A 20738-nucleotide genomic window follows, 5' to 3' on the forward strand; every position below is an offset into this window, starting at 1 on the left:
CGAGGCAAGCACCGATGTCCGAGCACAGCCCGCTCGACCTGGCCGAGGGCGATCCCTTCGGCCCGCACAACCTCCCGTACGGCGTCTTCTCGACCGCCGACGAGCCCGAGCGGCGCCGGGTCGGCGTCCGGATCGGCGGGTACGTGCTGGACGCGGGTGCCGCGGCGCACGCGCTCGGCTCCCCGTACGCGACACTGCTCGACCGGCCGAGCCTCAACCCGCTGCTCGCGGCCGGGCGGACCGCCTGGCGTGACGTCCGCCGGGCGCTCACCGCCTGGGTGTCGGTGCCCGCGCACCGCGCGGACATCGAGCCGCTGCTGCACCCGCTCGACACCGTGACCCTGCACCTGCCGTACGAGGTCGCCGACTACGTCGACTTCTACGCGAGCGAGCACCACGCGACGAACGTGGGCCGGATCTTCCGCCCCGACGGCGACGCGCTGACCCCCAACTGGAAGCACCTGCCGATCGGTTACCACGGTCGCGCGGGCACGGTCGTGGTCTCCGGCACCGACGTCGTGCGCCCCTCCGGGCAGCGCAAGGCGCCCGCCGACGCGGCCCCCGTCTTCGGCCCCTCGGTGAAGCTGGACATCGAGGCGGAGGTCGGCTTCCTGGTCGGCACCCCCTCGGAGCTGGGCACGCCGGTCGCGCTCGCCGACTTCCGGGAGCACGTCTTCGGCCTCACCCTGCTCAACGACTGGTCGGCGCGGGACGTGCAGGCCTGGGAGTACGTGCCGCTCGGCCCGTTCCTGGGCAAGTCGTTCCAGACCTCGGTGTCGGCGTGGGTGACGCCCCTGGAGGCGCTGGACGCCGCCCGGACCGCCCCGCCCGCGCGGGACTTCCCGCTCCTTCCGTACCTGGACGACGCGGGTGAGGAGGAGCCGGGCGGCTTCGACGTGCGGATCACGGTGGAGATCAACGGCGAGGTCGTGGCCGAGCCGCCGTTCTCCACCATGTACTGGACGGCGGCCCAGCAGCTCGCCCATATGACGGTGAACGGCGCCTCGCTGCGCACGGGCGACCTGTACGGCTCCGGGACGGTGTCCGGGCCGGAGGTGAACCAGCGCGGTTCGCTCCTGGAGCTCACCTGGAACGGCCGGGACGCGATCGAACTCGCCGGTGGCAAGCGGACGTTCCTGGAGGACGGCGACGAGGTCGTCCTGACGGCCTGGGCTCCGGGCCCGGACGGCACGCGGGTGGGTCTCGGCGAGGTCCGGGGCCGGATCGTTCCCTCGGCCTGAGGTGCCTGACGGGGTCGCTCAGCCGACGCGCCAGAGGGCGGGGACGTGGGGCGGCTCCCAGCCGGTCTGGCCCGTGTGTGCCTGGAGGCACACATAGGCCAGGCCGCCGTAGGTGACCCTGTCCCCCGCCCGGTAGGCGGTCCCGGCGGCCCAGCTGCCGCCGGGCGGCTGGGTGGTCGCGGTGGCCGTCGGGGTCGGGCCGGGGTTCTGCGGCACGTTGAGGACGAAGTCGAAGGCCGCCTCCCTGGCGCCGCCCGCGTCCCGCACGGTCATCAGGAGCCGGGGGTCGAAGATGCTGTCGGTGTTGTTGCGGGGCTCGTTCGGGAAGTACAGCTGGGTGGTGAGCACCGGGCGCCCGGGGGCCTGCAGCTTGACGTGGATGTGCCGGGTGCGGCCGGGGTAGAGGCCGGGCACGATCGTGGTGAGCCTGAAGGCGCCCTGCGCGTCGGTGAACTGGTGTCCGCGGAACCGGAAGCCGGTGTTGTCGTAGGCGCCGTTGGTGTCGGCCTGCCAGAAGTCGAGCAGGACGCCCGATATCGGCCGGCAGGCGAGCCCGAAGACATAGCCGCTGACCGTCAGCCGGACACCGGCCGTGCCGGCCTCCAACAGGCTCGTGCGCAGCGGCGAGTTGGGCTTGAAGTAGGGGCCCTCGGTCTGCGGCGGGGTGGGGTCGTCGCCGTCGTCGCACTCCGGGGTGAGCGCGGGCGCCGTGTCGCCCGCGGTGAGGGTACGGGCGAGTGCCGGTACGCCCATGAGGACCGCGGGTGCCGCGATTCCGGCCGCGATCGCGGCCCGCAGCACCGCCTTGCGGGTGACGTGCCCGGTGGTGGTCTCGTTGTCCATGCCTGCTCCTCGTGTGGGGGGCCTGGGGGATCGGCAACGAACCTAGGCGGGCGGGCCTCCGGCTTCGATGGACGGAGCGCGGCGGTCGTGGTGCTTCCGGAAGTCGCCGGGGCTGGTGCCCGTCTCCCTGCGGAAGAAGCGGCAGAAGTAGGCCGGGTCGCTGAACCCGGTGCGGGCCGCGATCTGCCGTACGGACAGTTCCGTACGGGCCAGCAGCCGTTGGGCCTCCCGCGTGCGGGCCTCACGGAGCAGGCTGCCGGGCGTCCGGCCCGTCGCGGCGCGGACGGCCTCGGTGAGATAGCCGGGGGTGACGCCGATCAGCTCGGCGTACGCGCGTACGGACCGGCCGTCCGGCCCGGTACGGGCGAGCAGCCGGTCGAACTCCTCGGCGACGGCCGCGGGCCGGCCCGGCGGGGGCGTGGGGGTGCCGTGGCCGCGCAGCCTCGCCGTACGGACCAGGAGGACGTGCAGCAGGGAGCGCAGGACGGTGGCGAAGCCGTCGGCGCCGTGCCCGTACTCCTCGACGAGTTCGGCCATCAGGCGGCCGGTGCGGGCGTGTGTGGGCCCGTCGAGGGTGAGCCAGGGGTGTTCGCCGAGGCGGCGCAGGAGGTCCCGGTCGCCGGGGTGGTCGAGGAGGAAGGCCTCGGTGAAGAGGACGACGTTGCCGTCGAGGCCGCGGGTGTCCTCCCAGTGGTGCAGCTGCCCGGGCAGGATCAGGCCCAGGTGGGGCGGGTGGAGCTGCCATCGGGCGAGGTCCACGACATGGGTGCCGGTGCCCGCGGTGACATGGACGATCTCGTAGAAGGTGTGCCGGTGCGGGAAGGCGGCGCGGGACATCGGGCCGATGGTGTCGAAGGTGCCGGCGGCGAAGGGCACCTGGTCGGGGAGCCGGACCTCCAGGCGGTGCATGGGCGGGTCGCCGGGTCTCGGGGTGGTGCGGGGGGTCCCCGGTAAGGCGGTGGTGTCGTTCATCGTGCCGCTTCTCCCTCCTGAGTGGTACAGACCATTGGGGTGTGCCCACGATGGCACGGGGACCTCCCACGGGTCACCCCCGCGTACGGAAGGGGAAGCGCCCGGCCCCGGTCGCCCCGAAGGGCCCGGGGGCGCGCGGGAGTCGGGGCACGCCGAAGGGCCCGGCTCGCCCCCGAGCCGGGCCCTTCGCGCCTGCGCCGTGACTACCGGACGAAGACGCTCGCCTGGTTCGCCAGGTTCAGGAAGTACTGCGGCGCGAGGCCGAGCACCAGGGTGACCGCCACACCCGCGGTGATGGTGACGGTCGTCAGCGCGGAGGGCACGGCGACCGTGGGGCCGTCCGCCTTCGGCTCGCTGAAGAACATGAGCACGATCACCCGGATGTAGAAGAACGCGGCGATCGCGGAGGAGATCACACCGACCACGACGAGGGCGCCCGCGCCGCCCTCCGCCGCCGCCTTGAAGACCGCGAACTTCCCGGAGAACCCGGAGGTCAGCGGGATGCCGGCGAAGGCGAGCAGGAAGACCGCGAAGACCGCCGCGACGAGCGGCGAACGACGCCCGAGCCCGGCCCACTTGGAGAGGTGGGTCGCCTCGCCGCCCGCGTCCCTGACCAGCGTGACGACGGCGAAGGCGCCGATGGTCACGAAGGAGTAGGCACCCAGGTAGAAGAGGACGGACGAGATCCCGCTCGGGGTGGCCGCGATGACACCCGCGAGCAGGAAGCCCGCGTGCGCGATCGACGAGTACGCGAGCAGCCGCTTGATGTCGGTCTGGGTGATGGCGACGATCGCACCGCCCAGCATGGTGACGATGGCGACGCCCCACATGACCGGACGCCAGTCCCAGGTGAGTCCCGGCAGCACCACGTAGAGCAGTCGGAGCAGCGCACCGAACGCGGCGACCTTGGTCGCGGCGGCCATGAAGCCGGTGACCGGGGTCGGGGCGCCCTGGTAGACGTCCGGGGTCCACATGTGGAACGGCACGGCGCCGACCTTGAAGAGGAGTCCCGTCAGGACCATGGCGAAGCCGATGAGCAGCAGTGCGTCGTTGCCCATGGTGTCGGCGAGCGCCGGGTTCACGGTGGAGATCGAGCCGTCGACGACCTTGGCGACGGTGTCGTACGAGACGGAGCCCGCGTAGCCGTAGAGCAGGGCGATCCCGAAGAGCAGGAAGGCCGAGGAGAAGGCGCCGAGCAGGAAGTACTTGACGGCCGCCTCCTGCGACATCAGCCGCTTGCGGCGGGCGACGGCGCAGAGCAGGTACAGCGGGAGGGAGAAGACCTCCAGGGCGACGAAGAGCGTCAGGAGGTCGTTGGCGGCCGGGAAGACCAGCATGCCGGCGATGGCGAACAGCGCCAGCGGGAAGACCTCGGTGGTGGTGAACCCGGCCTTGATCGCGGCCTTCTCGTGGTCGCTGCCGGGGACGGCGGCGGCCTCGGCGGCGAAGGAGTCGACCCTGTGGCCGTGGTCGGCCGGGTCCAGCCTGCGCTCGGCGAAGGTGAAGATCGCCACGACGGAGGCGAGGAGAATGGTGCCCTGGAGGAAGAGGGCGGGTCCGTCGACGGCGATGGCGCCCATGGCCGCGATGTGGGCCTTGGTGGAGCCGTAACCGCCCGCCGCCAGGCCGACGACGGCGGCGAAGGAGGCGACGAGCGCCACGACGCTGAGGAAGACCTGGCTGTGGTAGCGGGCCTTGCGGGGCACGAAGGCCTCGACGAGGACGCTGACGATCGCGGCGCCGACCACGATGAGTACGGGCGAGAGCTGGACGTACTCGATATGGGGTGCCGGGATCTTGTCCAGCGGTTCGGCAGCGGTCGTCCACAGGCTGTGGACAGAGGATGCGACGGCGGATGCAGTCACTTGGCCGCCTCCACTTCTGGCTGGGGGTCCTTCTGCTGTACGTCGGACATGGTGTGCTGCACCGCCGGGTTGACGACGTCCGTCAGCGGCTTCGGGAAGACTCCGAGGAAGATCAGGAGCGCGATCAGCGGGACGACCACGGCAAGTTCACGCACCCGCAGGTCGGGGAGCTCCCGCACCTCCTCCTTCACCGGCCCGGTCATCGTCCGCTGGTACAGGACGAGGGTGTAGAGCGCGGCGAGGACGATGCCGGTGGTGGCGATGACACCGGCCACCGGATAGCGGGCGTACGTGCCGACCAGCACCAGGAACTCGCTGACGAACGGGGCGAGTCCGGGCAGCGACAGGGTCGCGAGGCCACCGATCAGGAACGTGCCGGCGAGCACCGGGGCGACCTTCTGCACACCGCCGTAGTCGGCGATGAGCCGCGAGCCGCGCCGGGAGATCAGGAATCCGGCGACGAGCATCAGCGCGGCCGTCGAGATGCCGTGGTTGACCATGTAGAGCGTGGCACCGGACTGGCCCTGGGTGGTCATCGCGAAGATGCCCAGGACGATGAAGCCGAAGTGCGAGATCGACGCGTAGGCGACCAGGCGCTTGATGTCCCGCTGGCCGACGGCGAGCAGTGCCCCGTAGACGATGCTGATCAGGGCGAGGACGACGATCGCGGGGGTGGCCCACTTGCTCGCCTCCGGGAAGAGCCCGAGGCAGAAGCGGAGCATCGCGAAGGTGCCGACCTTGTCGACGACGGCGGTGATGAGGACGGCGACCGGGGCGGTCGCCTCCCCCATCGCGTTCGGCAGCCAGGTGTGCAGCGGCCAGAGCGGCGCCTTCACCGCGAAGGCGAAGAAGAAGCCGAGGAACAGCCACCGTTCGGTGCTGGTCGCCATCTCCAGTGAGCCGTTGGCGCGGGCCTCGGCGATCTCGGTGAGCGAGAAGTTCCCCGCGACCACGTAGAGCCCGATGACGGCGGCCAGCATGATCAGGCCGCCGACCAGGTTGTAGAGGAGGAACTTGACGGCCGCGTAGGAGCGCTGGGCCGCCGCGTTCTCGTCGGAGCCCGAGTGGGCCCGGTCGCCGAAGCCGCCGATGAGGAAGTACATCGGGATGAGCATGGCTTCGAACAGGATGTAGAAGAGGAAGACGTCGGTGGCCTCGAAGGAGAGGATGACCATCGCCTCGACCATGAGGATCAGGGCGAAGAAGCCCTGGGTCGGGCGCCACCGCTTGGAGGAGGTCTCCAGCGGGTCGGCGTCGTGCCAGCCGGCGAGCACGATGAACGGGATCAGCAGCGCGGTCAGCGCGATGAGCGCCACCCCGATGCCGTCGACCCCGAGCTCGTAGCGGACGCCGAAGTCCTTGATCCAGGAGTGCGACTCGGTCAGCTGGTACCGCTCGCCGCCGGGCTCGAACCGTACGAAGACGACGGCGGCGAGCACCAGGGTGGCGAGCGAGACGAGCAGCGCCAGCCATTTGGCGGCGGTGCGGCGGGCGGCGGGGACGGCGGCGGTGAGGATCGCACCGACCGCCGGAACCGCTGCCGTCACCGTAAGGAGCGGGAAGGACATGGGAGTTACACCGCCCTCATCAGCAGGGTCGCGGCGATCAGCACCGCCGTACCTCCGAACATGGAGACCGCGTACGAGCGGGCGTAGCCGTTCTGGAGCTTGCGCAGCCGGCCGGAGAGTCCGCCGACGGAGGCCGCGGTGCCGTTGACCACGCCGTCGACCAGGGTGTGGTCGACGTAGACGAGCGAGCGGGTCAGATGGGTGCCGCCGCGGACGAAGACGGCGTGGTTGAAGTCGTCCTGGAGGAGATCGCGGCGGGCGGCCCGGGTGAGCAGCGAGCCGCGCGGGGCGACGACCGGGACGGGCCTGCGCCCGTACTGGAGGTAGGCGATGCCGACGCCGACGACCATGACGGCGACGGTGGCGGAGGTGATCGCCCCGGCGCTGATCGGCGGGTGACCGTGCTCGAAGGAGGTGACGGGCTCCAGCCACTTCACGAACCGGTCGCCGATGCTGAAGAGGCCGCCCGCGAAGACCGACCCGAAGGCCAGCAGGATCATCGGGAGGGTCATGGACCTGGGCGACTCGTGCGGGTGCGGCTCGTGGCCCTCGGCGTCGGGCTGCCAGCGCTTCTCGCCGAAGAAGGTCATGAGCATCACGCGGGTCATGTAGTACGCCGTGATGGCCGCGCCGAGCAGGGTGACCGAGCCGAGGATCCAGCCCTCGGTGCCGCCCTTGGCGAAGGCCGCCTCGATGATCTTGTCCTTGGAGAAGAAGCCGGACAGGCCGGGGAAGCCGATGATCGCGAGGTAGCCGAGACCGAAGGTGACGAAGGTGACCGGCATGTACTTCCGCAGGCCGCCGTACTTCCGCATGTCGACCTCGTCGTTCATGCCGTGCATGACCGAACCGGCGCCGAGGAAGAGCCCGGCCTTGAAGAAGCCGTGGGTCACGAGGTGCATGATCGCGAACACGTAGCCGATGGGACCGAGGCCGGCCGCCAGGATCATGTAGCCGATCTGCGACATCGTCGAACCGGCGAGGGCCTTCTTGATGTCGTCCTTCGCGCAACCGACGATCGCACCGAAGAGGAGCGTGACCGCGCCGACCACGACGACCACGAGCTGGGCGTCCGGGGCGGCGTTGAAGATGTCGGCGGAGCGCACGATCAGATAGACACCGGCGGTCACCATCGTGGCCGCGTGGATGAGGGCCGAGACCGGGGTCGGGCCCTCCATCGCGTCCCCGAGCCAGGACTGCAGCGGCACCTGGGCCGACTTGCCGCAGGCGGCGAGGAGGAGCATCAGACCGATCGCGGTCAGCTTGCCCTCGCTGGTCTCCCCGGTCGCCCCGAGCACCGGCCCGAAGGCGAAGGTGCCGAAGGTGGTGAACATGATCATGATGGCGATCGACAGGCCCATGTCGCCGACCCGGTTGACCAGGAAGGCCTTCTTGGCGGCGGTGGCCGCGCTGGGCTTGTGCTGCCAGAAGCCGATCAGGAGGTACGAGGCGAGGCCGACGCCCTCCCAGCCGAAGTACAGGAGCAGGTAGTTGTCGGCGAGGACGAGGAGGAGCATCGCCGCGACGAACAGGTTGAGGTAGCCGAAGAAGCGGCGGCGGCGCTCGTCGTGCTCCATGTATCCGATGGAGTAGACGTGGATGAGCGTGCCGACCCCGCTGATCAGCAGGACGAAGGTCATCGACAGCTGGTCGAGCTGGAAGGCGATGTCCGCCTGGAAGCCCTCGACGGGGATCCAGGTGTAGAGCCGCTGGTACAGGGCCCGGTCGTCGGCGCTCCTGCCGAGCATGTCGGCGAAGAGCGCCAGACCGATGACGAAGGAGACGGCCGCGAGGAGCGTGCCGATCCAGTGCCCTGCCTTGTCGAGCCGCCGTCCGCCCAGGAGCAGGACGGCGGCGCCGAGCAGGGGTGCCCCGATGAGCAGCGCAATGAGATTTTCCACGGTCAGCCCCTCACAGCTTCATCAGGCTGGCGTCGTCGACCGAGGCCGAGTGGCGGGCACGGAAGACGGACACGATGATCGCGAGCCCGACGACGACCTCCGCGGCGGCGACGACCATCGTGAAGAAGGCGATGATCTGGCCGTCGAGGTTTCCGTGCATGCGGGAGAAGGTGACGAACGCGAGGTTGCAGGCGTTGAGCATCAGCTCGACGCACATGAAGACCACGATCGCGTTGCGCCGGATCAGCACCCCGGCCGCGCCGATGGTGAACAGCAGGGCGGAGAGATACAGGTAGTTGACGGGATTCACCGGTTGGCCTCCTCTTCGTCCCGGTCGCGGCCGAGCCGCTCCTCGGAGCGCTGCTCCAGGGCCTTGAGGTCGGCGAGTGCCTCGTCGGACACGTCCCGGATCTGGCCCCGCTTGCGCAGGGTCTGCATGACGGTGAGCTCGGAGGGGCTTCCGTCGGGCAGCAGACCGGCGATGTCCACGGCGTTGTGCCGGGCGTAGACACCGGGCGCCGGGAGCGGCGGAAGGTGCTTGCCTTCCCGTACGCGCTGCTCGGACAGCTCGCGCTGGGTGGCGGCCCGCTCGGTGCGCTCGCGGTGGGTGAGCACCATCGCGCCGACGGCGGCGGTGATCAGGAGCGCGCCGGTGATCTCGAAGGCGAAGACGTACTTGGTGAAGATGAGGGCGGCGAGGCCCTCGACGTTTCCGCCGTGGGCGCTGTTGGCGGCGCCCAGTCCGGCGAACTCGGTCAGCGAGGCGTTGCCGATGCCGGCGGTGAGCAGGATGCCGAAGCCGAGGCCGCAGACGACGGCCCACCAGCGCTGGCCCCTGATGGTCTCCTTCAGGGAGTCCGCCGCCGTGACACCGACCAGCATGACGACGAAGAGGAAGAGCATCATGATCGCGCCGGTGTAGACGACGATCTGGACGGCGCCGAGGAAGTACGCCCCGTTGGCCAGGTAGAAGACCGCCAGGATGATCATGGTTCCGGCGAGGCAGAGCGCCGAGTAGACGGCCTTCCTCATCAGGATCGTGCACAGGGCGCCGGCGACGGCGACGGTACCGAGGACCCAGAACTGGAAGGCCTCGCCCGAGGAGGTCGTGTACGCGGCGAGCGTCTCCGCCGCGAGGTTCGCGCTCATGCGTCCACCTCTTCCTCTTCGCCCTTCTCCCCCTTGGACACGGCGACCTGACGGACGGTCCCGGGTGCGGCTCCTTCGACGAGCCCCAGGTAGTAGTCCTGCTCGGTCATGCCGGGGAAGATCGCGTGCGGACTGTCGACCATGGTCTCCTCGAGCCCCGCGAGGAGCTGCTCCTTGGTGTAGATCAGGTTCTCGCGGGAGGAGTCGGCCAGTTCGAACTCGTTGGTCATCGTCAGCGCGCGCGTCGGGCAGGCCTCGATGCAGAGTCCGCAGAGGATGCAGCGGGCGTAGTTGATCTGGTAGACGCGGCCGTACCGCTCGCCGGGCGAGTAGCGCTCCTCGTCCGTGTTGTCCGCGCCCTCCACGTAGATGGCGTCGGCGGGACAGGCCCAGGCGCACAGCTCGCAGCCGACGCACTTCTCCAGACCGTCGGGGTGACGGTTGAGCTGGTGCCGGCCGTGGAAGCGGGGCGCCGTCGTCTTCTGCTGCTCCGGGTACTGCTCGGTCAGCCGCTTCTTGAACATGGCCTTGAAGGTCACGCCGAAGCCGGCCACCGGATTCTGGAAATCAGACACCGTCCGTCTCCTTTCCATCACTCGCAGTAGCAGTATCGGATGCGCCACTGACAACGAGGTCCCGGTCGTGCCGCGGCCTGCGCCGGGGCACGGGCGGCAGGGCCTGTCCGGGCTTGGGCGGTACGGGGAAGCCTCCGGCCATCGGGTCGAAGGAGCGCTCGTCGGCCGGCCCGGCCGCGCCCGCCTTCGCCCTGCGGTCGCGGAACAGGTCGACCACGAAGGAGAGCAGCAGCAGACCGAGGACGGCTCCGGCGACGTACAGCACGATGTTGGTGAAGGCGATGTTCTCGTTCCGCAGCGCCCGGACGGTGGCGACCAGCATCAGCCAGACCACGGAGACCGGGATGAGGACCTTCCAGCCGAGCTTCATCAGCTGGTCGTAGCGGACGCGGGGCAGGGTGCCGCGGAGCCAGATGAAGAAGAAGAGCAGCAGCTGCACCTTGACGACGAACCAGAGCATCGGCCACCAGCCGTGGTTCGCGCCCTCCCAGAAGGTGGAGATCGGGTACGGGGCCCGCCAGCCGCCCAGGAAGAGCGTCACCGACACGGCCGAGACCGTCACCATGTTCACGTACTCGGCGAGCATGAACATCGCGAACTTGATGGACGAGTACTCGGTGTTGAAGCCGCCGACGAGGTCACCCTCGGACTCCGGCATGTCGAAGGGGGCGCGGTTGGTCTCGCCGACCATCGTGATGATGTAGATGATGAAGGAGACCGGCAGCAGGATCACGAACCACCGGTCCGCCTGCGCCTCGACGATCGCCGAGGTCGACATCGACCCGGAGTAGAGGAAGACGGAGGCGAAGGCCGCGCCCATGGCGATCTCGTACGAGATCATCTGCGCGCAGGAGCGCAGGCCGCCGAGGAGCGGGTACGTGGAGCCGGACGACCAGCCCGCGAGGACGATGCCGTAGATGCCGACGGAGGCGATCGCGAGCACGTACAGCATCGCGATCGGCAGGTCGGTGAGCTGCATCGCGGTGCGGTGACCGAAGATCGAGACCTCGTTGCCGGCCGGTCCGAAGGGGATCACGGCGATCGCCATGAACGCCGGGATGGCGGCGATGATCGGAGCGAGGACGTAGACGACCTTGTCGGCCTTCTTGACGATCACGTCCTCCTTGAGCATCAGCTTGATGCCGTCCGCGAGGGACTGGAGGAGACCCCAGGGGCCGTGCCGGTTGGGGCCGACGCGCAGCTGCATCCAGGCGACGACCTTGCGCTCCCACACGATGGAGAAGAGCACGGTGATCATCAGGAAGGCGAAGCAGAAGACGGCCTTGATCAGGACGAGCCACCAGGGGTCCGTACCGAACATGGACAGGTCTTCGGCGGCGAGGACGCTGCGCTGAGCATCCGCGAGTGGAGCGAGGGCGGTCATGCGCGCACCTCCGGAGCAGCTGCGGTCCGGGCTGCGCCCGACCGGACGAGGGGGATGCGGGTGCGCGGCCCGGTGGGGCCGCGGTCCGCGACGGCCGGGGCTTCGCCCGGCCGGAGGGGGGTCCAGGTCATGAGCCCGCCTCCGCGTCGTTACCGGCCGCCGGCCCCGCCGGGCCGATGCGGACCAGGTCGCCGGGGTGGGCACCGGTGTCGGAGAGGACACCGCGGCCGGCCGAGTTCAGCGGGAGCCAGACGACACGGTCGGGCATCTCGGTGATCTGGAGCGGGAAGGCGACGGCGCCCGTGGGGCCGGCGACTTCGAGGGTGTCGCCGTCCTTGACGCCGGTGTCGGCGGCGGTGGCGGCGGAGAGCCGGGCGACCGCCGCGTGCCGGGTGCCGGCCAGGGCGGTGTCGCCCTCCTGGAGGCGGCCGAGGTCGAGCAGGAGACGGTGTCCGGCGAGGACGGCCTCGCCGTCGCCGGGCCGGGGCGCGGACCTGCCCGGCTCGACGGGCTCGGTGGCCCGCTCGCCGGTCCAGCCGCCGAGCCGGTCGAGCTCCCGGCGCACGGACCTGAGGTCGGGCAGCGCCAGGTGGACGTCGAGGGCGTCGGCGAGCATGTGGAGCACGCGCGCGTCCGCCGGCGCCAGGGGCCGGGTCATCTGCTCCGGCTTGAGCGCGGCCTCGAACATCCGGGCCCTGCCCTCCCAGTTGAGGAAGGTGCCGGGCTTCTCGGCGACCGCGGCGACCGGGAGGACGACGTCGGCGCGGGCGGTGACCTCGCTGGGCCGCAGCTCCAGGGAGACCACGAAGGCCGCGTCGAGGGCTTCCCGCGCGCGTGCCGGGTCCGGGAGGTCGGAGACCTCGACGCCGCCGACGAGCAGGGCGCCGAGTTCGCCGGTGGCGGCGGCCTCGACGATCTGGCCGGTGTCGCGGCCGTAGCCGTGCGGGAGTTCGCGGACGCCCCAGACTCCGGCGACCTCCTCACGCGCGCGGGGGTGGGTCGCGGGCCGGCCGCCGGGCAGCAGCGCGGGGAGCGCTCCGGCCTCGACGGCTCCGCGTTCGCCGGAGCGGCGCGGGATCCACACGAGCCGGGCGCCGGTGGCGGCGGAGGCGCGCAGTGCGGCGGTCAGGGCGCCGGGGACGCCCGCGAGGCGTTCGCCGACGACGAGGACGGCGCCTTCCCGGCGGAGGGCCTCTGCGGCGGCGGGGCCTTCGCCTTCGAGGCCGACCCGGGAGGTGAGGGCGTCGAGCCACTCGGTCTCGGTGCCGGGGGCGGCGGGCAGCAGGGTGCCGCCCGACTTCTCCAGGCCGCGGGTGGCGAAGGCGGCGACCGCGTAGGTCTTCTGCCCGTGCTTGCGCCAGGCCTTGCGGAGCCTCAGGAAGACGCCGGGGGCCTCCTCCTCGGACTCGATGCCGACGAGGACGACGGCCGGGGCGGCTTCGAGGGAGGTGTACGTGACACCCGTGCCGTCGAGGTCGCGGCCGCGTCCGGCGACGGCGGAGGCGAGGAAGTCGGCCTCCTCGCCGGAGTGGACCCGGGCCCGGAAGTCGATGTCGTTGGTGTCGAGGGCGACCCGGGCGAACTTGGCGTACGCGTAGGAGTCCTCGACGGTCAGCCTGCCGCCGGCGAGGACACCGGTGCGGCCGCGGACGAGTCCGCGGGCGGCCGCCTCGAGAGCCTCGGGCCAGGAGGCGGGCTCCAGCTCACCGGTGACGGTGTTCCGGACGAGCGGGGTGGTGAGCCGGTCGCGCTGCTGCGCGTACCGGAAGCCGAAGCGGCCCTTGTCGCAGATCCACTCCTCGTTGACCTCCGGGTCGTCGGCGGCAAGCCGCCGCATGACCTTGCCGCGCCGGTGGTCGGTGCGGGTGGCGCAGCCACCGGAGCACTGCTCGCAGACGGACGGCGAGGAGACCAGGTCGAAGGGGCGGGAGCGGAAGCGGTAGGCGGCCGAGGTGAGGGCGCCGACCGGGCAGATCTGGATGGTGTTGCCGGAGAAGTACGACTCGAAGGGGTCGCCCTCGCCGGTGCCGACCTGCTGGAGGGCGCCGCGCTCGATGAGCTCGATCATCGGGTCGCCGGCGACCTGGTTGGAGAAGCGGGTGCAGCGGGCGCAGAGCACGCAGCGCTCGCGGTCGAGGAGCACCTGGGTGGAGATCGGGACCGGCTTCTCGTAGGTGCGCTTGACGCCTTCGAAGCGGGACTCGGACTGTCCGTGGGACATGGCCTGGTTCTGCAGGGGGCACTCGCCGCCCTTGTCGCAGACCGGGCAGTCCAGCGGGTGGTTGACGAGGAGCAGCTCCATCACACCGTGCTGGGCCTTCTCGGCGACGGGGCTGGTGAGCTGCGACTTCACCACCATGCCGTCGGTGCAGGTGATGGTGCAGGAGGCCATCGGCTTGCGCTGGCCCTCGACCTCGACGATGCACTGGCGGCAGGCGCCGGCGGGGTCGAGGAGCGGGTGGTCGCAGAAGCGCGGGATCTCGATGCCGAGCTGTTCGGCGGCGCGGATGACCAGGGTCCCCTTGGGGACGGAGATCTCGATGCCGTCGATCGTCAGTGAGACGAGATCTGCCGGTGGTACGGCCGGGCTGCCGCCGCCGGCGGGCTGGGGCGTGGTGACGGTCATGCGGTCACCTCCTTGTGGTTGTCCGCCCAGGCGGTCGACTTGGCCGGGTCGAAGGGGCAGCCCCGGCCGGTGATGTGCTGCTCGTACTCCTCGCGGAAGTACTTGAGCGAGGAGAAGATCGGCGAGGCGGCGCCGTCGCCGAGGGCGCAGAACGACTTGCCGTTGATGTTGTCGGCGATGTCGTTGAGCTTGTCGAGGTCGGAGAGCTTGCCCTTGCCGGCCTCGATGTCGCGGAGCAGCTGCACGAGCCAGTAGGTGCCTTCCCGGCAGGGGGTGCACTTGCCGCAGGACTCGTGGGCGTAGAACTCGGTCCAGCGGGTGACGGCGCGGACGACGCAGGTGGTCTCGTCGAAGCACTGGAGCGCCTTGGTGCCGAGCATCGATCCGGCGGCGCCGACGCCCTCGTAGTCGAGGGGCACGTCGAGGTGCTCGTCGGTGAACATCGGGGTGGAGGAGCCGCCGGGGGTCCAGAACTTGAGCCGGTGGCCGGGGCGCATGCCGCCGCTCATGTCGAGGAGCTGGCGCAGGGTGATGCCGAGGGGGGCCTCGTACTGGCCGGGCGAGACGACGTGCCCGGAGAGGGAGTACAGCGTGAAGCCCGGGGACTTCTCGCTGCCCATCGAGGTGAACCACTCCTTGCCCCGGTTGAGGATCGCGGGAACGGACGCGATGGACTCGACGTTGTTCACCACGGTGGGGCAGGCGTACAGACCGGCGACCGCGGGGAAGGGCGGGCGCAGTCGGGGCTGGCCGCGGCGCCCTTCGAGGGAGTCGAGGAGCGCGGTCTCCTCGCCGCAGATGTACGCGCCGGCGCCGGCGTGCACGGTGATGTCGAGGTTCAGGCCGCTGCCGAGGATGTTCCGGCCGAGGTAGCCGGCGGCGTACGCCTCGCGCACGGCCTCGTGGAGGCGGCGCAGGACGGGCACGACCTCGCCGCGCAGGTAGATGAACGCGTGCTCGGAGCGGATCGCGTAGCAGGCGATGATCATTCCCTCGATGAGGGAGTGCGGGTTGGCGAAGAGGAGCGGGATGTCCTTGCAGGTGCCGGGCTCGGACTCGTCCGCGTTGACGACGAGGTAGTGGGGCTTGCCGTCGCCCTGCGGGATGAACTGCCACTTCATGCCGGTGGGGAAGCCGGCGCCGCCGCGTCCGCGGAGGCCGGATTCCTTGACGTACGCGATGAGGGCGTCGGGGCTCATCGCGAGGGCCCGCTTGAGTCCCTGGTATCCCTCGTGCCGCTCGTAGGTCTCCAGGGTCCAGGAGTTGGGCTGGTCCCAGAAGGCCGAGAGGACGGGGGAAAGGAGCTTCTCGGGGCTGCTGTTGTTGATCTCGGCGGCCAAGGTCATCACTCCCCCTCCTGACCGGAGGTCTCACCACGCGGGTGGACGATTCGGTGGTTCGGCTGCTCGCCCTTGGCGAGACGGAGTCCGACGAGGGAGGCCGGGCCGGCGCCGCCGGTGGCCTCGACGGCGCCCGGGCGCTCGTCGGGGAACCCGGCGAGGATGCGGGCGGTCTCCTTGAAGGTGCAGAGCGGGGCTCCGCGAGTGGGCTCGACGGTCCGGCCCGCCCTCAGGTCGTCCACCATCGCCTTGGCGGACTCGGGGGTCTGGTTGTCGAAGAACTCCCAGTTGACCATCACCACGGGGGCGAAGTCGCAGGCCGCGTTGCACTCGATGTGCTCGAGGGTGATCTTGCCGTCTTCGGTCGTCTCGTTGTTGCCGACGGCGAGGTGCTCCTTGAGCTCCTCGAAGATGGCGTCACCGCCCATGACGGCGCAGAGCGTGTTCGTACAGACGCCGACCTGGTAGTCGCCGGAGGGCTTGCGCCGGTACATCGTGTAGAAGGTGGCGACGGCGGTCACCTCGGCGGTGGTCAGGCCGAGGGTCTCGGCGCAGAACGCCATGCCGGTACGGGTCACATGGCCCTCCTCCGCCTGCACGAGGTGCAGCATCGGCAGGAGCGCGGAGCGGGAGTCCGGGTAGCGGTCGACGATCGCCCGCGCGTCCTCCGCCAGGCGTGCGCGGACCTCGGCCGGGTACGCGGGGGCGGGCAGCTGGGGCATCCCCAGGCTGACGTTCTCCGTCATCGGTCGACGCCTCCCATCACGGGGTCGATGGAGGCGACGGCGACGATGACGTCGGCGACCTGGCCGCCCTCGCACATCGCGGCCATGGCCTGGAGGTTGGTGAAGGACGGGTCGCGGAAGTGGACCCGGAAGGGGCGGGTGCCGCCGTCGGAGACGACGTGCACGCCGAGTTCGCCCTTGGGGGACTCGACGGCCGCGTAGGCCTGCCCGGCCGGGACCCGGAAGCCTTCGGTGACCAGCTTGAAGTGGTGGATCAGGGCCTCCATGGAGGTGCCCATGATCTTCTTGATGTGGTCCATGGAGTTGCCGAGGCCGTCGACGCCCAGGGCGAGCTGCGCCGGCCAGGCGATCTTCTTGTCGCCGACCATGACGTCGCCCGGCTCGAGACGGTCGAGGCACTGCTCGACGATCCGGAGGGACTGCCGCATCTCCTCCAGGCGGACGAGGAAGCGTCCGTAGGAGTCGCAGGTGTCGGCGGTCGGGATCTCGAAGTCGTAGTCCTCGTAGCCGCAGTACGGGTCGGTCTTGCGCAGGTCGTGCGGGAGGCCCGCCGAGCGCAGGATCGGTCCGGTGGCGCCGAGGGCCATGCAGCCGGTGAGGTCGAGGTAGCCGACGTCCTGCATGCGGGCCTTGAAGATGGGGTTGCCGGTGGCGAGCTTGTCGTACTCCGGCAGGTTCTTCTTCATGGTCTTCACGAACTCGCGGACGGCGTCGACGGCGCCGGGCGGCAGGTCCTGGGCGAGGCCGCCGGGGCGGATGAACGCGTGGTTCATGCGCAGGCCGGTGATCAGCTCGTACAGGTCCAGGATCATCTCGCGGTCCCGGAAGCCGTAGATCATGATCGTGGTGGCGCCGAGCTCCATGCCGCCGGTGGCGATGCACACCAGGTGGGAGGAGAGCCGGTTGAGCTCCATCAGCAGGACGCGGATGACGCTGGCCCGGTCCGGGATCTGGTCGGTGATGCCGAGCAGCTTCTCCACACCGAGGCAGTACGCCGTCTCGTTGTAGAACGAGGTGAGGTAGTCCATGCGCGTGACGAAGGTGGTGCCCTGCGTCCAGGTCCGGTACTCGAGGTTCTTCTCGATGCCGGTGTGGAGGTAGCCGATGCCGCAGCGGGCCTCGGTGACGGTCTCGCCGTCGATCTCCAGGATGAGCCGGAGCACGCCGTGGGTGGACGGGTGCTGGGGGCCCATGTTGACGATGATGCGCTCGTCGTCGGCCTTGGCGGCTGACTGGACGACCTCTTCCCAGTCGCCACCGGTCACCGTGTAGACGGCGCCTTCTGTCGTCTCACGGGGAGACGCATGGGAAGTGCTCACGAGTACGACCTCCGCTGGTCCGGAGCCGGGATCTGGGCGCCCTTGTACTCGACGGCGATGCCGCCGAGGGGGTAGTCCTTGCGCTGCGGGTGGCCCTGCCAGTCGTCCGGCATCATGATCCGGGTGAGGGCGGGGTGGCCGTCGAAGACGATGCCGAAGAAGTCGTACGTCTCGCGCTCGTGCCAGTCGTTCGTCGGATAGACCGCGACGAGCGACGGGATCCGCGGGTCGGCGTCGGGCGCCGAGACCTCCAGCCGGAGCAGCCGGCCGTGGGTGAGCGAGCGCAGGTGGTAGACGGCGTGGAGCTCGCGGCCCTTGTCGCCCGGGTAGTGGACGCCGGAGACGCCGGTGCAGAGCTCGAAGCGGAGCGCCGGGTCGTCGCGGAGCGTGCGGGCGACGCGGACGAGGTGCTCGCGCTCGATGTGGAAGGTGAGCTCGTCGCGGTCGACGACCGTCCTCTCGATGGCGTTCTCCGGGAGGAGACCCTGCTCCTCCAGTGCGCCCTCGAGTTCGTCGGCGACCTCGTCGAACCAGCCGCCGTAGGGGCGGGAGGCCGGTCCGGGGAGCCGGATCGAGCGGACGAGTCCGCCGTAGCCGGAGGTGTCGCCGCCGTTGTTGGCGCCGAACATGCCGCGCTGGACGCGGACCTCCTCGCCGTGCTCCCCGCGCTGCCCCGGCAGGTTCTGCGCGCTGAGGTCCTTCTCTGGGTTGGGTGTCTCGTCACTCAACGGAGCAGACCCTTCAGTTCAATCGTCGGCAGCGCCTTCAATGCCGCCTCCTCCGCCTCCCGGGCCGCCTCCTCGGCGTTCACGCCGAGCTTGGAGGTCTGGATCTTCTGGTGGAGCTTGAGGATCGCGTCGAGCAGCATCTCCGGGCGCGGCGGACAGCCGGGCAGGTAGATGTCGACCGGCACGATGTGGTCGACGCCCTGGACGATCGCGTAGTTGTTGAACATGCCGCCCGAGGAGGCGCAGACGCCCATGGAGATGACCCACTTGGGGTTGGGCATCTGGTCGTAGACCTGCCTCAGGACCGGCGCCATCTTCTGGCTGACCCGGCCGGCGACGATCATCAGGTCGGCCTGGCGCGGTGAGCCGCGGAAGACCTCCATGCCGAAGCGGGCCAGGTCGTACCGGCCGGCTCCGGTGGTCATCATCTCGATGGCGCAGCAGGCGAGGCCGAAGGTCGCGGGGAACACGGACGCCTTGCGCACCCAGCCCGCGGCCTGTTCGACCGTCGTCAGCAGAAAGCCGCTCGGGAGTTTCTCTTCGAGTCCCATAGGTGCCCCTCAGCCCCTCAGTCCCATTCCAGGCCGCCGCGACGCCACACGTAGGCGTAGGCGACGAAGACGGTGAGCACGAAGAGCAGCATCTCCACGAGCCCGAAAAGCCCCAGGGCGTCGAAGGTGACCGCCCAGGGGTAGAGGAAGACGATCTCGATGTCGAAGACGATGAAGAGCATCGCCGTCAGGTAGTACTTGATCGGGAAGCGGCCGCCTCCGGCGGGAGTGGGTGTCGGCTCGATGCCGCACTCGTACGCCTCAAGCTTTGCCCTGTTGTACCGCTTTGGCCCGATAAGCGTGGCCATGACCACGGAGAAGATCGCAAACCCCGCACCCAGGGCACCGAGCACGAGGACGGGCGCGTACGCATTCACGCTCCTCGCTCCTTCCAGTCGTCCTTGACCGTTGGATCGCACGGCCGGACCGTGAAAGATCGCCCCCATGTGAGGCAGTTCACAAGCCCGGCTGCCCCGCATCCTATGCCCGCCCCTCTGTGATCTGCGACACGGGGTACAGCAACGACTTTGTGATCTCCACCACCTGACGAAGGATCATGAAGTCGGATGAGCGGTGATCTTGTTGCGCGAAGCGCCCAGGTGATCACCAGATGTGACATCCGGACCGGAAATCGCTGATCGGAGGGGGTGTCGCTCTATCAAGCGATGGCCCCTACAGGCAAATTGGAGATGGACGCGTCCGGGTGATAAAGAACCCGGCCGTCGCCCGGTCGGGGGGTCCGGCGTACGGCGGTGGACGCGTGCGCGCTTTCACGAGCGTTCATGAGACGACAATGTGACCTGTGTCACGTTGTGAAGGTTCCGAAAAAACGGGGCTTGGCCACCGGCGTCAAGAGGTGGTAAGCGTCGGGCAATTCGGACCTTTCATTGAAAACCCGTGATCAAGGGCCAGATGGACCGTGCCCGTTTTGCCCGTTACGGCGTCAATAAGGGCTCCACATAACCGGATTAGACGGTTCCGAACGTAACTGTGGCGCAACCCACGTTTCTTGAAGGGAACCGTGAAGCCCTGATAGCGGTTGTCCTCATGTCCCACACCGCTCACATACCCAGCCACCGGAAGCCCCGCCGCAGCGCCTCGAAGCTCGCGCTGCGAGCCGGAGTTGCCGGTGGCGTCCTCGGCACCATCGCGGTGGCCGGTGCTGCCGGGCCGGCCAATGCCGAGCCGGTGACCGAGACCATCGAAATGCCCACCCTGGGCTCGCTCGAGACCGGCGCCGGTCTCGCCAGCGCCGTCGCGGCCTCCGCCGAGGCCTCCCAGCAGGAGGCGCTCGACCAGAGCCTCCAGACGCTGGAGAACACGGCGCTGCAGAAGGCCGCCAAGGAAGCCAAGACGGCCAAGGCCGAGGCGGACCGCAAGGCCGCGGCCGAACGCGCCGAGAAGGCCCGCCTCAAGGCCGAGCAGGAGCGCAAGGAAGCCGAGGAGCGCGCCTCCCGCGACCGTGCGCGCACCCAGCTCTCCACCACGTCCTCGAGCAACGACGGCTCGGGCTCCGGCTCCTCGGACAGCGGCTCCTCGACCGGCAGCAGCGAGACCACGACGCAGGCCCCCTCCGGCTCCGCCGCCGCGATCGTGGCCTTCGCCCGTGCCCAGATCGGCGACTCCTACGTCACCGGCGGCACCGGCCCCAACTCCTGGGACTGCTCCGGCCTCGTCCAGGCCGCCTACCGCCAGGCCGGCATCGACCTGCCCCGCATCTCGTACCAGCAGTCGAGCATGGGCACGTCGGTCTCCCTGAGCAACCTCCAGCCGGGCGACATCCTGTACTGGGGCAGCCGCAGCGGCTCGTACCACGTCGCCATCTACGTGGGCGGCGGCAAGTACGTCGGCGCGCAGAACTCCGCGACCGGTGTCGTCGAGCGCTCGCTGGACTGGGACACCCCCTCGGGCGCGGTCCGCATCCTCTGAT

The 20738-nt window shown here is 70.0% G+C and carries 18 protein-coding genes; 2 read left to right on the forward strand and 16 right to left on the reverse strand.

From position 1 onward, the window contains the following. Positions 1-14 precede the first annotated feature (14 nt). Positions 15-1241 carry a fumarylacetoacetase gene (fahA, locus tag IE311_RS12575; RefSeq protein WP_189831700.1) on the forward strand — a complete coding sequence of 409 codons (1227 nt, stop codon included), beginning with the start codon at positions 15-17 and terminating at the stop codon, positions 1239-1241. 18 nt (positions 1242-1259) lie between these two features. Here fahA and IE311_RS12580 read toward each other — a convergent pair whose 3' ends face one another. The 16 genes from IE311_RS12580 to IE311_RS12655 all read right to left on the reverse strand — a co-directional run bounded on the left by IE311_RS12580 (position 1260) and on the right by IE311_RS12655 (position 19185). After that, positions 1260-2084: a dioxygenase family protein gene (locus IE311_RS12580; protein WP_189831701.1), complete on the reverse strand. Its 825-nt coding sequence runs from the start codon at positions 2082-2084 to the stop codon at positions 1260-1262. 42 nt (positions 2085-2126) lie between these two features. Beyond that, entirely contained in the window at positions 2127-3056 is a 930-nt protein-coding gene (locus IE311_RS12585) for a helix-turn-helix transcriptional regulator (protein WP_189831702.1), read from the reverse strand. 203 nt (positions 3057-3259) lie between these two features. Then, complete coding sequence (gene nuoN, locus IE311_RS12590) at positions 3260-4921, reverse strand: NADH-quinone oxidoreductase subunit NuoN (protein ID WP_189831703.1); 1662 nt, start codon at positions 4919-4921, stop codon at positions 3260-3262. Continuing rightward, positions 4918-6489, reverse strand: a complete 1572-nt coding sequence (locus tag IE311_RS12595; RefSeq protein ID WP_189831704.1) for an NADH-quinone oxidoreductase subunit M — start codon at positions 6487-6489, stop codon at positions 4918-4920. Before IE311_RS12595 ends, nuoN begins: the two co-directional genes overlap by 4 nt. A gap of 5 nt (positions 6490-6494) precedes the next feature. After that, positions 6495-8390, reverse strand: coding sequence for an NADH-quinone oxidoreductase subunit L (nuoL, locus tag IE311_RS12600; protein WP_189831705.1), 1896 nt, complete (start codon positions 8388-8390; stop codon positions 6495-6497). A 10-nt stretch (positions 8391-8400) separates the two neighbouring features. Beyond that, positions 8401-8700 carry an NADH-quinone oxidoreductase subunit NuoK gene (gene nuoK, locus IE311_RS12605; protein ID WP_030693539.1) on the reverse strand — a complete coding sequence of 100 codons (300 nt, stop codon included), beginning with the start codon at positions 8698-8700 and terminating at the stop codon, positions 8401-8403. After that, positions 8697-9539, reverse strand: coding sequence for an NADH-quinone oxidoreductase subunit J (locus IE311_RS12610; protein ID WP_189831706.1), 843 nt, complete (start codon positions 9537-9539; stop codon positions 8697-8699). The genes nuoK and IE311_RS12610 overlap by 4 nt, the downstream gene beginning before the upstream one ends. Further along, positions 9536-10132: an NADH-quinone oxidoreductase subunit NuoI gene (gene nuoI, locus IE311_RS12615; RefSeq protein WP_189831707.1), complete on the reverse strand. Its 597-nt coding sequence runs from the start codon at positions 10130-10132 to the stop codon at positions 9536-9538. The genes IE311_RS12610 and nuoI overlap by 4 nt, the downstream gene beginning before the upstream one ends. Continuing rightward, complete coding sequence (nuoH, locus tag IE311_RS12620) at positions 10107-11498, reverse strand: NADH-quinone oxidoreductase subunit NuoH (protein ID WP_189831708.1); 1392 nt, start codon at positions 11496-11498, stop codon at positions 10107-10109. The genes nuoI and nuoH overlap by 26 nt, the downstream gene beginning before the upstream one ends. 127 nt (positions 11499-11625) lie before the next feature. After that, positions 11626-14124: an NADH-quinone oxidoreductase subunit G gene (locus tag IE311_RS12625; protein ID WP_189831709.1), complete on the reverse strand. Its 2499-nt coding sequence runs from the start codon at positions 14122-14124 to the stop codon at positions 11626-11628. Next, complete coding sequence (nuoF, locus tag IE311_RS12630; protein WP_189831710.1) at positions 14121-15473, reverse strand: NADH-quinone oxidoreductase subunit NuoF; 1353 nt, start codon at positions 15471-15473, stop codon at positions 14121-14123. Before nuoF ends, IE311_RS12625 begins: the two co-directional genes overlap by 4 nt. Next, positions 15470-16210: an NADH-quinone oxidoreductase subunit NuoE gene (nuoE, locus tag IE311_RS12635; RefSeq protein WP_189831711.1), complete on the reverse strand. Its 741-nt coding sequence runs from the start codon at positions 16208-16210 to the stop codon at positions 15470-15472. The genes nuoF and nuoE overlap by 4 nt, the downstream gene beginning before the upstream one ends. After that, a complete protein-coding gene (locus IE311_RS12640; RefSeq protein ID WP_189831712.1) occupies positions 16207-17529 on the reverse strand; it encodes an NADH-quinone oxidoreductase subunit D in 1323 nt (440 codons plus the stop codon). The genes nuoE and IE311_RS12640 overlap by 4 nt, the downstream gene beginning before the upstream one ends. Next, complete coding sequence (locus IE311_RS12645; RefSeq protein ID WP_189831713.1) at positions 17526-18257, reverse strand: NADH-quinone oxidoreductase subunit C; 732 nt, start codon at positions 18255-18257, stop codon at positions 17526-17528. The genes IE311_RS12640 and IE311_RS12645 overlap by 4 nt, the downstream gene beginning before the upstream one ends. Then, entirely contained in the window at positions 18254-18808 is a 555-nt protein-coding gene (locus IE311_RS12650; RefSeq protein WP_024756031.1) for a NuoB/complex I 20 kDa subunit family protein, read from the reverse strand. The genes IE311_RS12645 and IE311_RS12650 overlap by 4 nt, the downstream gene beginning before the upstream one ends. 17 nt (positions 18809-18825) lie before the next feature. After that, on the reverse strand, positions 18826-19185 hold the full coding sequence (locus IE311_RS12655; protein ID WP_019888619.1) for an NADH-quinone oxidoreductase subunit A: 360 nt from the start codon (positions 19183-19185) through the stop codon (positions 18826-18828). 670 nt (positions 19186-19855) lie between these two features. Between IE311_RS12655 and IE311_RS12660 the strand changes: the two genes are divergently transcribed. Beyond that, entirely contained in the window at positions 19856-20737 is an 882-nt protein-coding gene (locus IE311_RS12660; RefSeq protein WP_189831714.1) for a C40 family peptidase, read from the forward strand. The last annotated feature ends 1 nt before the right edge of the window (position 20738 follow it).

It is taken from the genome of Streptomyces zaomyceticus, assembly GCF_014656215.1.
Classification (GTDB): domain Bacteria; phylum Actinomycetota; class Actinomycetes; order Streptomycetales; family Streptomycetaceae; genus Streptomyces; species Streptomyces zaomyceticus.